The following is a 13,107-nucleotide window of genomic DNA, read 5'->3' on the forward strand; positions in this document are numbered from 1 at the left end:
TACGCCTTACCCGGCCTACCATTCGGCTTTGACCCCGTAGGGCCGGCAAGCGCAGCGCCGCCGGGCAATAGACATCTACGGGTTATTTCCCGCCCGCCAGTTCAAGGAAACTGCCCGTCACATACGACGCTTTGTCGCTCAGCAGCCAGGCAATGGCCTGAGCGACCTCTTCCGGCTGGCCGCCGCGCTGCATCGGTAGCGAACCTTTCACTCGATCCACGCGCCCCGGTTCACCGCCGGAGGCGTGCATTTCGGTATAAATCAGCCCCGGACGCACGCCGTTGACCCGGATCCCCTGCGCCGCCACCTCCAGCGCCAGCCCGGTAGTCAGGGTATCTACCGCCCCTTTCGACGCGGCATAGTCAACGTACTCTCCCGGCGCGCCAAGGCGCGAGGCCGCCGACGACACGTTAACTATCGCCCCGCCCTTACCGCCATGCCGATGCGCCATGCGCTTGACCGCCTCGCGGCAGCAGAGGAAATAGCCGGTGACGTTGGTCGCCAGCACGCGGTTAATGCGCTCGGCGCTCAGGCTCTCCACCGTACACTGGGTAAAGAGGATCCCGGCGTTGTTGACCAGCGCCGTCAGCGGCTCGCCCATGCGGTCAATCGCCTCAAACATCGCCATCACCTGCGCTTCATCGCTGATGTCCGCCCGCAGCGCCGTGGCTTTGCCGCCAGACGCCAAAATGGTATTCACCACCTCGGTGGCGGCGTTAATGTTGTGATGGTAATTGACCGCCACGGTATACCCTTCCTGCGCCAGCAGCAGCGCCGTCGCCCGGCCTATGCCGCGGCTCGCGCCGCTAATAAGAGCTATTCCCATACCTTCCCTCCAAAAAAATAAAGGCGCCGCAGCGCCTTTAAAAGTTTAGCTAAAACGCAAACTTACTGGTATTCGCTCATCGGCACGCAGGAGCAGAACAGGTTGCGGTCGCCGTAGACATCATCCAGACGTTTCACCGTCGGCCAGTACTTGTTGTGCAACCCAGCCGGGAATACCGCCAGCTCGCGGCTGTACGGATGGTTCCACTCGCCCACCAGCTCGCCCTGGGTGTGCGGTGCGTTCACCAGCGGGTTGTCTTCCAGCGGCCATTCACCGGCTTTGACGCGGTCGATTTCCGCGCGGATCGCCAGCATCGCGTCGATAAAGCGGTCCAGCTCCACTTTGCTTTCCGATTCCGTCGGCTCAACCATCAGCGTACCCGCTACCGGGAAGGACATGGTTGGCGCATGGAAGCCAAAGTCGATCAGACGCTTGGCGATATCCAGTTCGCTAATGCCGGTCTCTTCTTTCAGCGGACGAATATCGAGAATACATTCGTGCGCCACGCGACCATCGCGACCGGTGTAGAGCACCGGGTAGGCGTCTTTCAGACGGGTAGCGATGTAGTTGGCGTTAAGGATCGCGTTCTGGCTCGCCTGCTTCAGCCCTTCCGCGCCCATCATGCGAATATACATCCAGCTGATCGGCAGGATGGACGCGCTGCCGAACGGCGCGGCGGAAACCGCGCCCTGACGGGTCAGCATCCCTTCAATCTGCACCACGCTGTGACCCGGCACGAACGGCGCCAGGTGCGCTTTCACGCCGATTGGGCCCATACCCGGGCCGCCGCCGCCGTGCGGAATGCAGAACGTTTTATGCAGGTTGAGGTGCGAAACGTCGGCGCCGATAAAGCCCGGAGAGGTGATCCCGACCTGGGCGTTCATGTTAGCGCCGTCAAGGTAAACCTGGCCGCCGAACTGGTGCACGATCTCGCACACTTCGCGAATGGTCTCTTCATATACGCCGTGGGTCGACGGGTAGGTGACCATGATGCAGGAGAGATTCGCCCCCGCCTGCTCTGCTTTTTCACGCAGGTCAGCGAGATCGATATTGCCGTTTTTGTCGCACGCAACCACCACCACCTGCATACCCGCCATCTGCGCGGAAGCCGGGTTGGTGCCGTGCGCGGAGCTTGGGATCAGGCAGATATCGCGATGGCCTTCGTTGCGGCTCTCGTGATAGTGGCGAATCGCCAGCAGGCCAGCATATTCGCCCTGCGCGCCGGAGTTCGGCTGCATGCAGACGGCGTCATAGCCGGTCAGTTTCACCAGCCAGTCGGAGAGCTGGGCGATCATCTGGTGATACCCTTCCGCCTGCTCGACCGGGCAGAACGGGTGCAGCTCAGCGAATTCCGGCCAGGTGATCGGGATCATCTCCGCCGCGGCGTTCAGCTTCATGGTGCAGGAACCCAGCGGGATCATCGCCTGGTTCAGCGCCAGATCTTTACGCTCCAGGGCGTGCATGTAGCGCATCATCTCGGTCTCGCTGTGGTAGCGGTTGAACACCGGATGGGTGAGGATCGCATCGTCGCGCAGCATCGCCGCCGGTATGGAACGGCTGTCCAGCGCCACGTCTTTATCCAGGGTATCGATGTCCAGACCATGATCGTCGCCGACGATGGCGCGGAACAGGTTGAGCACGTCTTCGCGGGTGGTTGCTTCGTCGAGCGTAATGCCCACCGCGCCGTGAATATCGCTGCGCAGGTTAATCTGCAGGGCTTCGGCACGCGCCAGCACCGCGGCTTTATCCGCCACTTCCACGCACAGGGTGTCGAAGTAGTGCGCATGGCGCAGCTTCAGCCCTTTCTTCTGCAGGCCGTCGGCCAGAATGTCGGTCAGGCGATGAATGCGGCCTGCGATACGTTTCAGACCCGCCGGGCCGTGGAAAACCGCGTACAAGCTGGCGATGTTGGCCAGCAGCACCTGCGAGGTACAAATGTTGGAGTTCGCTTTCTCGCGGCGGATGTGCTGTTCGCGAGTCTGCATCGCCATGCGCAGCGCGGTGTTACCCGCCGCATCTTTCGATACGCCGATAATCCGGCCCGGCATGGAGCGTTTGAATTCATCTTTCGCCGCGAAGAAGGCCGCGTGCGGGCCGCCGTAGCCCATCGGCACGCCGAAGCGTTGGGCGGAGCCGAAGACGATATCCGCGCCCTGCTTGCCCGGCGCCGTCAGCAGCACCAGCGCCATAAAGTCGGCGGCGACGCTGACTATCACTTTGCGCGCTTTCAGCTCGGCGATCAGTTTGCTGTAATCGTGGATTTCCCCGGTGGTGCCCACCTGCTGCAGCAGCACGCCGAAGACATCCTGGTGATCGAGCACTTTGTCGGCGTCATCGACGATCACGTCGAAGCCGAAGGTTTCCGCACGGGTGCGCACCACGTCCAGGGTTTGCGGATGGACATCGGCGGCAACGAAGAAGCGGTTGGCGTTTTTCAGTTTGCTGACGCGTTTGGCCATCGCCATCGCTTCGGCGGCGGCGGTCGCTTCATCGAGCAGCGAAGCGGAAGCGATATCCAGCCCGGTAAGATCGAGAGTGACCTGCTGGAAGTTGAGCAGCGATTCCAGGCGGCCCTGGGAGACTTCCGGCTGGTAAGGAGTATAGGCGGTATACCAGCCCGGATTTTCCAGCATGTTGCGCTGAATAACCGGCGGCAGCTGCACGGCGGTGTAGCCCATGCCGATGTAAGACTTGAAGCGCTTGTTGCGACCGGCGATCGCCTTCAGCTCTGCCAGCGCGGCGAATTCGGTTGTCGCGTCGCCCACCTGCGGTGGGGTCGCCAGCTGGATATCCTGCGGCACAATCTGGCCGATCAGGGCGTTAAGCGAATCCGCGCCGACGGTCTTCAGCATCTCTTGCTGCTGCTGAGCGTCCGGGCCAATGTGACGTTCAATAAAGGCGTCGCGGTTTTCAAGCTGACTTAAAGTCTGAGTCATGAGCGATGGTTCCTGAAACGTGCGGTGAATCGTGATTGTCTGACTGGTTTGCCCGGCAAGCGCTGATGCTTACCGGGCCGGAATACGCAAAATCATTCGCGCGGCAGGAAGCCAACGCCCCTGCAGCGTGAAGGATGACGCGTATTTATTCGTCTTCTAACAGAGCTTCATAGGCGGCGGCATCCAGCAGCGCGGCAACCTGCGCTTCGTCGCTGGCTTTGATCTTGAAGATCCAGCCGTCGGTGTACGGGTCGCTGTTGACCAGTTCCGGCGAGTCGTTCAGCTCTTCGTTAACGGCAACGATTTCACCGCTAATCGGGGCATAAATATCAGAAGCCGCTTTCACGGATTCGGCAACCGCGCAATCGGCGCCCGCTTCGACGGTGGCGCCCACTTCCGGCAGATCAACGAATACCATATCGCCCAGCAGCTCCTGCGCATGCTCGGTGATCCCGACGGTATAGGTGCCGTCCGCTTCTTTACGCAGCCATTCGTGTTCTTTGCTGTATTTCAGTTCTGCTGGTACGTTGCTCATCAATTCATCTCCAAAAAAGGGAAATCACACAATGGCTTTGCCATTGCGTACAAAACCAGGTTTAGTCACTTTTACCGGCATTTCACGGTTACGAATTTGCACCACCGCGGTGTCGCCAATCCCGGCCGGCACGCGAGCCAGCGCGATGCTGTAGCCCAGCGTCGGCGAGAAGGTGCCGCTGGTGATAATGCCTTCTTTTTGGTTACCGTCGCTATCGGTAAAGCGCACCGGCAGGCCGCCGCGCAGGACGCCTTTCTCAGTCATCACCAGGCCAACCAGCTGTTCGGTGCCCTTTTCACGCTGCATCTCCAGCGCTTCGCGACCGATAAAGTTACGATCCGCCGGTTCCCAGGCGATAGTCCAGCCCATATTCGCCGCCAGCGGAGAGACGCCTTCGTCCATCTCCTGGCCATACAGGTTCATTCCGGCCTCCAGGCGCAGGGTATCGCGCGCGCCGAGACCGCATGGCTTAACGCCAGCGTCCAGCAGACCGCGCCAGAAATCCGCCGCCTGCTCGTTCGGCATGGCGATTTCATAGCCCGCTTCGCCGGTATAGCCTGTGGTGGCGATAAACAGCTCGCCGGCCTGCACGCCGAAGAACGGCTTCATACCTTCCACGGCCTGACGCTGCGCGTCGGTAAACAGCGTCGCCGCCTTCGCTTTCGCCTGCGGCCCCTGGACCGCAATCAGCGACAGATCGTCGCGGACGATGATTTCGAGGCCGTAAGGTTCAGCTTGTTCGGAAATCCAGGCGAGGTCTTTTTCGCGGGTGGCGGAGTTAACAACGAGGCGGAAATAATCTTCAGAGAGGAAATAGACAATCAGGTCGTCGATGACGCCGGCGGAGGCGGTCAGCATGCCGGTGTAGAGCGCTTTGCCTGGGGTGGTGAGCTTCGCCACGTCGTTGGCCAGCAAATAGCGCAAGAACTCTCTGGTCCGGCTGCCATGGAAATCAACGATGGTCATATGCGACACATCGAACATGCCTGCGTCGCCGCGCACCGCATGGTGCTCATCAATCTGGGATCCGTAATGCAGCGGCATCATCCAGCCATGGAAATCCACCATGCGCGCGCCGCACAGCGTGTGTTGTTCATACAACGGAGTCTGTTGAGCCATCTTTTCCTCATCGAATAAAAACGGAACCAGCCACAAGATTGTCGGCGATTTTTCGCCACGAAATCGGGTGTCGGCATCGCTGACGAACGCCGACGCAAACGTTCTCCTTTGCCTGAACTTACCACCGAACCCGGCACTAAACCATAAGCTCATTCAGGGCATCACATTAGCTTATGACTAAAATCCGCCGAAAAGCCTACAGAGTTATTGACTGGAAAAAAGCGATTTATGCCACATAAAATTAACATTAAGGCGGCACTGATTAGGGAATGATGGTGTTTTGTGCGATTTTATCGTCCTAATTTCTTTAACAAAAAAAAGGACGCATTAATAAATCTAATGCGAAAAAAGAGGTGAAATTAGAATATTTCAAATGAGGGGGAAAACCCGGCGCGCAGGCCGGGTGAAAGAAGTGTGACGCGGTTAACGTAACCAGGCTGGCAGATCGTTGAGGCCCATCGCCTGGCGAATCAGCTGCGGTTTCACGCCCGGCAGCGTATCGGCCAGTTTCAGCCCCATGTCGCGGAGGAATTTCTTCGCCGGATGGCTACCGGAAAACATGTCGCGGAAGCCCTGCATGCCCGCCAGCATCAGCGCGGCGCTGTGCTTGCGGCTACGCTCGTAGCGGCGCAGATAAAGATGCTGGCCGATATCCTTGCCCTGGGCGTGCAGGCGCTTCAGTTCGTCAATAAGCTCGGCGGCATCCATAAAGCCGAGATTGACGCCCTGCCCGGCCAGCGGGTGGATGGTATGCGCGGCATCGCCGACCAGCGCCAGGCGGTGGGCGGCGAACTGGCGGGCATAGCGGCCGGTCAGCGGGAAGACTTCACGTGCGCTTTCCAGCTGGCAGAGGCCAAGGCCATTATCGAAGGCGATATTCAACGCCTGATTAAAGGTGGCTTCATCAGCCTCCTGCATCCGCTGCGCCTCCGCCGGCGACAGCGACCAGACGATCGAGCACAGATGCGGATCGCAGAGCGGCAGGAAGGCGAGGATCCCGTCGCCATGGAACGCCTGGCGGGCCACCGCCTGATGCGGCTCAGCGGTACGGATGGTCGCCACCAGCGCATGATGATGGTAATCCCAGAAGGTCAGCGGAATATCGGCTTTATTGCGCAGCCATGAATTGGCACCATCGGCGCCGATCACCAGCCGCGCGGTGAGCATGCTGCCGTCCTGCAGGCTGAGAAAGGCTTCATTCTCGCCCCACGCCACCTGCTGCAGTTGCGCAGGCGCCTGCAGGGTAACGTCGGCGCAGCGCTGCGCCTTCTGCCACAGCGCATAATGCACCACAGCGTTTTCAATAATGTGGCCCAGATGGCTGAAGCCCATGCTCTGGTCATCAAAGCTAATGCGGCCGAAGCTGTCTTTGTCCCACACTTCCATTCCGTGATAGCAGCTGGCGCGCTGGGCGACGATCTCTGACCAGACGCCGATGCGGGTCAGTAGCTTTTCGCTGGCGGCGTTAATTGCCGACACGCGCAGCGCCGGCGGCGCATCGGCGGCCAGCGGCTGCGGCTCCGCTTTCTCCAGCACCGCGACGCGCAGGCCGCTGCCCTGTAAACCGCAGGCTACCGCCAGCCCCACCATTCCACCGCCAACAATGGCAACATCAACACTTTGCACGTTCTACTCCTTAACGGGGAACCCAACCGAGGGTACGCTGCGCCAGCGCATCGCGCGCCGGGGTAAATAATTCCATGGCCATCAGACCGACATTGCGCCCCACCACCAGCGGCGCCCAACGGTTGGCAAACAGATGCACCAGCCCATCGGTCACGCCGATGGTGGTGGCTTTATCCCCTGCCCTGCGCGCCTGATAGCGACACAGCAGCGGATAATGGCCGACATCTTCGCCGCTGAGATGGGCGTCAGCGAGCTGCTCCGCCAGGCTCATCACATCGCGCAGGCCGAGATTAAAGCCCTGCCCGGCGATCGGGTGCAGCGTCTGCGCCGCGTTGCCGACCAGCGCCAGGCGGTGCGACACCGAACGGATAGCGGTGATTAACGCCAGCGGATAGACGCTACGCTTACCGGCATGGGTAATGCGCCCCAGCCGCCAGCCGAACGCCTGCTGCAGCTCCTGACAAAAACGTTCGTCAGACCAGCTCAGCACCTCGTCGCGGCGCGACTGCGGATGGCACCACACCAGCGAGCAGCGCCCTTGCGACATCGGCAGCATCGCCAGCGGACCGTGCTCGGTAAAGCGCTCGAAGGCGCGGCCTTCGTGCGGCAACGCGGTGCTAACGTTGGCGATAATCGCCAGTTGCTCATAGGGCTGCTGCTGCCAGCTAATGCCGCAGCGGGCGCCCAGCGACGAACGCGAACCGTCCGCCGCCACCAGCAGCTTACCGCTGATCGTTTCGCCCCCCTCAAGGGTAAGGCTGACGCTCTCCTGGCTGCGACTGACCGCTTCCACTTTCGCCGGGCAATGTAGCGTCACGCCCGGCGCCTCGCGCAGCAGGCTAAACAGTCGCTGGCCGACATCGTGGAGTTCAACCACCTGACCCAGCGCCGACAGGCTATAATCCGCCGCCGCCAGATTCACAAAACCAGCATGGCCGCGGTCGCTGACGTGTACCCGCTGGATAGGCGTCGCCCGCTCGGCGAGACGTTGCCAGACGCCGATGCGCGCCAGTTGCTGGCAGGTGCCGGCGGCCAGGGCGATCGCCCGGTCGTCGAAGCCGGGATGGCGAGCCGACTGGGGATCCTGCGCCTCAATCAGATGGACCGGCAGCGCGCCGCCGGTCAAACGGGAGATGGCCAGGGCGAGCGTCGCCCCGGTCATCCCGCCGCCGACGATCAGCACGCTCATGACTGGCGCGCCGCCGCCATCAGCGCCTCGATCTCATCCGCCTTCTTCACCACGCCGGCGGTGAGATTTTCGTTGCCGTCTTCAGTAATCACGATGTCATCTTCAATACGGATGCCGATGCCGCGATACTGCGCCGGTACGTCGGCGTCGGCGGCGATATACAGCCCCGGCTCGACGGTCAGCACCATTCCCGGTTCCAGGACGCGCGAACGGTCGGTGTCGTAGTGGCCGACATCGTGTACATCCAGCCCCAGCCAGTGGCTCAGACCGTGCATAAAGTACGGGCGGTGGGCGTTGTTGGCGATCAGCTCGTCAACCTCGCCTTTGAGGATCCCGAGCCGCACCAGGCCGGTGATCATGATGCGCACCACTTCCTGATTCACCTGGCAGATTGAGGTGCCCGGGCGGTAGAGTTCCAGCGCGGTCTCCAGCGATTCCAGCACGATATCGTAGATTTCGCGCTGCGGCTGGCTGAATTTGCCGTTCACCGGGAAGGTGCGGGTAATGTCACCGGCGTAGCCGCGATACTCGCAGCCGGCGTCAATCAACACCAGATCGCCGTCGCGCAGTTCAGATTCATTTTCGGTGTAGTGCAGAATGCAGCCGTTTTCGCCGCCGCCAACGATGGTGTTATAGGAGGGGAAGCGCGCGCCGTGGCGATTGAATTCATGAAGAATTTCGCCCTCCAGCTGATACTCGAACATGCCAGGGCGGCATTTTTCCATCGCCCGGGTATGGGCCAGAGCGCTAATTTCACCGGCGCGGCGCATCACGGCCAGCTCTTCCGCCGATTTGAACAGGCGCATCTCATGCACAATAGGCCGCCAGTCGATGACCGAGTTCGGCGCCTGCAGGTTCTGGCGCGAGCCTTTGCGTAGTTTTTCGAGGGCGTTGAACACAATCTGATCGGCATAGGCATATTCGCCCTGGGCGAAATAGATAGCGTCCAGACCGTTGAGCAGCTGATACAGCTGCTGGTTGATTTCGCTGAACGCCAGCGCCCGGTCAACGCCAAGCTTCGCCGGCGCGGCCTCCTGGCCCAGACGGCGGCCGAACCAGATCTCAGCGGTCAGATCGCGAACCCGGTTGAACAGCACGCTATGGTTGTGGGTTTCATCGCTTTTAATCAACACCAGCAGCGCTTCCGGTTCGTTGAAGCCGGTGAAGTACCAAAAATCGCTGTTCTGCCGGTAGGGATATTCCGAATCTGCACTGCGCACCGCTTCCGGTGCGGCGAAAATCAGCGCCGCGCTGCCTGGCTGCATCTGCGCCAACAGCGCCTGGCGACGCGAGAGAAATTCCTGCTGAGTCATGACGCCCCCTGAACGAATTTTAGTTAGTGTAATGTCGGTTTGCGGACTTCCGGTGCGGTTGGCTGCTGACGCGCAAAGGTGTCGTGGCACAGCAGTGCGGCAACGCGGACATACTCGATAATCTCCTCCAGAGACATCTCCAGCTCTTCCTGATCTTCGTCTTCATCGTAGCCCAGCTGGGCAATATTACGCAGATCGTCAATCGCTTCCCCGGTTTCGTCTTTCACTTTATCCAGCTTCGGCTGGCTCACGCCAAGGCCAAGAAGGAAGTGGTTGACCCAGCCGGCGAGAGCGTCGGCGCGATCAAAGACGCTCACCGCATCGCCTTCCGGCAGATACAGTTGAAAGAGGAAGCCGTCGTCATCCAGTGAGTCGCTGATGGCGGAATGCATGTTACGCAGCGCCTGGGCCAGCTCATGGCCGAAGGCGAGACCTTCGTTAGTCAGGTCGTGCACCAGCGGCTGCCAGCTGCTGTCCGTGTTGCCGCCGCACAGCAATCCGCTGATCAAACCGTGCATCTCGGCCGGGGTAAGCCCTACCCCTTGTTGGTTCAGTAACTGGTCTACATCGTTGTAACCAGGCATTTCGTTCTGTATAGACATGCGCATTCGTCATCGTTGGGAGGAATATTCATGGTATGCTACCACTTTGGACCCTGGTGAACCAGAATAGGGCTTGTATCTTCGCACCAGGGTAGCTATAGTGTCGCCCCTTCGCAGACCCGGGTCAGGGTGTGAAGGCAGCGCAGTCAATCAGCAGGAAGGTGGCATGTCTGCACAACCCGTAGATCTCCAAATTTTCGGCCGTTCACTGCGAGTGAATTGCCCGCCTGAACAAAGGGATGCCCTGAATCAGGCAGCTGAAGACCTTAATCAGCGGTTGCAAGATTTAAAAGAACGCACTAGAGTCACAAATACTGAGCAGCTGGTCTTCATCGCCGCGTTGAACATCAGCTATGAGTTGACTCAGGAAAAAGCGAAGACCCGCGACTACGCTTCCAGCATGGAGCAGCGCATTCGCATGCTTCAGCAGACCATCGAGCAAGCATTGCTTGAGCAAGGTCGCATAAGCGAAAGACCAGGGTCGAAGTTTGAATAACACTTTGCAGTTAACTGTGTTAGAGTAACTCCAGGAACAAAATTTCTCTGAGATGTTTGCAAGCGGGCCAGTCCCCTGAGCCGATATTTCATACCACAAGAATGTGGCGCTCCACGGTTGGTGAGCATGCTCGGTCCGTCCGAGAAGCCTTAAAACCGTGACGACACATTCACCTTGAACCAAGGGTTCAAGGGTTACAGCCTGCGGCGGCATCTCGGAGATTCCCTTCCTCACTTCGCATTATTCCCCCTCACCTGTTTTCGGCTGACGCCGCACTGTATTACACTGCTTTCTATTGTTTCGCCTGCTCGCCATGAGACCTGCATGACCCTACAGCCCGATACCCTGCTTTCCCGCCAGCATATTCGCCAGCAGATCCGCGAGCGTCGACGCGCGCTCAGCCCTGAGCAACAGCGGCAGTTTGCCCTGCAGGCCGCAGAGCGAATGATGGCCTGGCCGCCGGTGGTTCTCGCCCACACCGTGGCGCTGTTTCTCTCCTTTGACGGCGAGCTGGACACCCAACCGCTGATTGACCAACTCTGGCGGGCCGGCAAGCGGGTGTATCTCCCGGTGCTGCATCCGTTTAGCCCCGGTAACCTGTTGTTTTTACATTACCATCCGCAGAGCGAACTGATAGTGAATCGCCTGAAGATCCGTGAACCGAAGCTCGACGTGCGCGACGTGCTGCCGCTCGCTGATCTCGATGTGCTGGTCACCCCGCTGGTGGCCTTCGATGCCGGCGGACAACGGCTGGGGATGGGTGGAGGTTTTTACGACCGGACGCTGCAAAACTGGCAGCAGTATCGCCTGCAGCCGGTGGGCTACGCGCACGACTGCCAGCAGGTGGACACCCTGCCGAGCGAAGAGTGGGATATCCCGCTGCCGGCGGTGATCACCCCGGGCAAAACCTGGTGTTGGTAGGTACGTGGGGAGAAGAATTTCTGCCTGGAAGGTGTTAACAAAAAAACGGGCAGGCACGCGACCTGCCCGAGAGGCAAAAATGGTTAGAACAGCAGACGGGCGCGGATAGTCCCCGGGATCGCTTTCATCGCCTGCAGCGCCTGCTGGGCAACATCTTCTTCCGCTTCGATATCAATAACCACGTAACCCATCTGCGGCGACGTTTGCAGATACTGGGCGGCAATATTGATGCTCTGCGCGGCGAAGATCTGGTTGATGGCGGTCAGGACGCCCGGCCGGTTCTCATGGATGTGCAGCAGACGGCGTCCACCGTGCAGCGGCAGAGAAACTTCCGGGAAGTTGACCGCCGACAGGGTAGACCCGTTGTCAGAGTACTTCGCCAGCTTGCCGGCCACTTCCAGACCGATGTTCTCCTGCGCTTCCTGAGTGGAGCCACCGATATGCGGCGTCAGGATCACGTTATCAAACTCGCACAGCGGCGAAGTGAAGGGGTCGCTGTTGGTCGCGGGTTCGGTCGGGAAGACGTCGATCGCCGCCCCGGCCAGATGCTTACTCGCCAGCGCATCGCATAGCGCCGGAATATCCACCACGGTACCGCGGGAGGCGTTGATCAGCAGCGCGCCCGGCTTCATCAGCGCCAGCTCTTCCGCGCCCATCATATTTTTGGTGGAGGCGTTTTCCGGCACGTGCAGGCTGACCACATCACTCATGTTCAGCAGGTCGGAGAGATGCTGTACCTGAGTGGCGTTGCCCAGCGGCAGTTTGTTTTCAATATCATAGAAGAAGACATGCATCCCCAGCGATTCCGCCAGAATGCCGAGCTGGGTGCCGATGTGGCCGTAACCGATAATACCCAGTTTCTTGCCGCGCGCTTCAAAGCTCCCCACCGCCAGCTTATTCCATACGCCGCGATGCGCCTTAGCGTTGGCTTCCGGCACGCCGCGCAGCAGCAGCAGCAGCTCACCGATCACCAGCTCGGCCACCGAACGGGTATTGGAGAATGGCGCGTTAAACACCGGAATACCGCGCTTCGCGGCGGCGTCCAGATCGACCTGGTTGGTACCGATGCAGAAGCAGCCGACGGCAACCAGTTTTTCCGCCGCGGCGAAAATCTCTTCAGTCAGGTGGGTACGGGAACGCAGGCCGATGAAATGGGCATCACGGATCGACGCTTTCAGCTGTTCGGAATCCAGCGCGCCTTTATGAAATTCAATGTTGGTGTAACCTGCCGCGCGAAGGCTATCGATTGCCTTTTGATGCACACCTTCAACCAGCAGAAATTTAATCTTGTCTTTTTCCAGTGATACCTTAGCCATTTCCCCGTCCTGTTTTGTCTTAACTGATGTCGTGCTGAACGAAAGTTCGTCTCAGCAACATATCAAAAAAAACTATCGCGGCAATATGAACGTTTGCGTCGCCGTCCTGAAGAAATGTCATTCAGAAGGAAATGGCAGGACAAAACACCAGAAAGATAATGAACGGTAGCGCGTTAATCAGAATGGTTGCACAAATGTGACAGAAGTCACTAAATTGCGCCAGGTGAA

The 13,107-nt window shown here is 59.6% G+C and carries 11 protein-coding genes and 1 other RNA gene; 3 read left to right on the forward strand and 9 right to left on the reverse strand.

The window, feature by feature from the left end:
• Window positions 1-82 precede the first annotated feature (82 nt).
• The 8 genes from ABLU50_RS10975 to ABLU50_RS11010 all read right to left on the reverse strand — a co-directional run bounded on the left by ABLU50_RS10975 (window position 83) and on the right by ABLU50_RS11010 (window position 10,146).
• Window positions 83-826 (reverse strand): SDR family oxidoreductase, encoded by a 744-nt coding sequence (locus ABLU50_RS10975; protein WP_043520930.1) that lies wholly within the window; start codon window positions 824-826, stop codon window positions 83-85.
• Between the two features lie 62 nt (window positions 827-888).
• Window positions 889-3,762, reverse strand: a complete 2,874-nt coding sequence (gcvP, locus tag ABLU50_RS10980; protein ID WP_023342190.1) for an aminomethyl-transferring glycine dehydrogenase — start codon at window positions 3,760-3,762, stop codon at window positions 889-891.
• Between the two features lie 145 nt (window positions 3,763-3,907).
• Entirely contained in the window at window positions 3,908-4,297 is a 390-nt protein-coding gene (gene gcvH, locus ABLU50_RS10985) for a glycine cleavage system protein GcvH (protein WP_002916479.1), read from the reverse strand.
• A 24-nt stretch (window positions 4,298-4,321) separates the two neighbouring features.
• Window positions 4,322-5,416: a glycine cleavage system aminomethyltransferase GcvT gene (gene gcvT / locus ABLU50_RS10990; protein WP_004205303.1), complete on the reverse strand. Its 1,095-nt coding sequence runs from the start codon at window positions 5,414-5,416 to the stop codon at window positions 4,322-4,324.
• A 423-nt stretch (window positions 5,417-5,839) separates the two neighbouring features.
• Window positions 5,840-7,042 carry an FAD-dependent 2-octaprenylphenol hydroxylase gene (gene ubiI, locus ABLU50_RS10995; protein WP_087832719.1) on the reverse strand — a complete coding sequence of 401 codons (1,203 nt, stop codon included), beginning with the start codon at window positions 7,040-7,042 and terminating at the stop codon, window positions 5,840-5,842.
• A gap of 10 nt (window positions 7,043-7,052) precedes the next feature.
• Window positions 7,053-8,231: a 2-octaprenyl-6-methoxyphenyl hydroxylase gene (gene ubiH / locus ABLU50_RS11000; protein WP_087832718.1), complete on the reverse strand. Its 1,179-nt coding sequence runs from the start codon at window positions 8,229-8,231 to the stop codon at window positions 7,053-7,055.
• Window positions 8,228-9,544: a Xaa-Pro aminopeptidase gene (pepP, locus tag ABLU50_RS11005; RefSeq protein ID WP_023319121.1), complete on the reverse strand. Its 1,317-nt coding sequence runs from the start codon at window positions 9,542-9,544 to the stop codon at window positions 8,228-8,230. The genes ubiH and pepP overlap by 4 nt, the downstream gene beginning before the upstream one ends.
• Before the next feature lie 23 nt (window positions 9,545-9,567).
• Window positions 9,568-10,146 (reverse strand): YecA family protein, encoded by a 579-nt coding sequence (locus ABLU50_RS11010; protein ID WP_002916486.1) that lies wholly within the window; start codon window positions 10,144-10,146, stop codon window positions 9,568-9,570.
• Window positions 10,147-10,312: 166 nt separating this feature from the next.
• On the opposite strand from ABLU50_RS11010, the gene zapA reads away from it, so the two are divergent.
• From zapA to ABLU50_RS11025, 3 genes are all read left to right on the forward strand, one after another.
• Window positions 10,313-10,642, forward strand: a complete 330-nt coding sequence (gene zapA / locus ABLU50_RS11015) for a cell division protein ZapA (RefSeq protein ID WP_004205298.1) — start codon at window positions 10,313-10,315, stop codon at window positions 10,640-10,642.
• Window positions 10,643-10,683: 41 nt separating this feature from the next.
• Window positions 10,684-10,867: non-coding RNA, 6S RNA (ssrS, locus tag ABLU50_RS11020), on the forward strand.
• A gap of 99 nt (window positions 10,868-10,966) precedes the next feature.
• Window positions 10,967-11,563, forward strand: a complete 597-nt coding sequence (locus ABLU50_RS11025; protein WP_004205297.1) for a 5-formyltetrahydrofolate cyclo-ligase — start codon at window positions 10,967-10,969, stop codon at window positions 11,561-11,563.
• Between the two features lie 83 nt (window positions 11,564-11,646).
• Here ABLU50_RS11025 and serA read toward each other — a convergent pair whose 3' ends face one another.
• Entirely contained in the window at window positions 11,647-12,879 is a 1,233-nt protein-coding gene (gene serA, locus ABLU50_RS11030) for a phosphoglycerate dehydrogenase (RefSeq protein ID WP_043520934.1), read from the reverse strand.
• Window positions 12,880-13,107 lie beyond the last annotated feature (228 nt).

The sequence above is a fragment of the Klebsiella sp. GG_Kp173 genome, assembly GCF_040062415.1.
In the GTDB taxonomy this organism is placed as follows: domain Bacteria; phylum Pseudomonadota; class Gammaproteobacteria; order Enterobacterales; family Enterobacteriaceae; genus Klebsiella; species Klebsiella quasipneumoniae.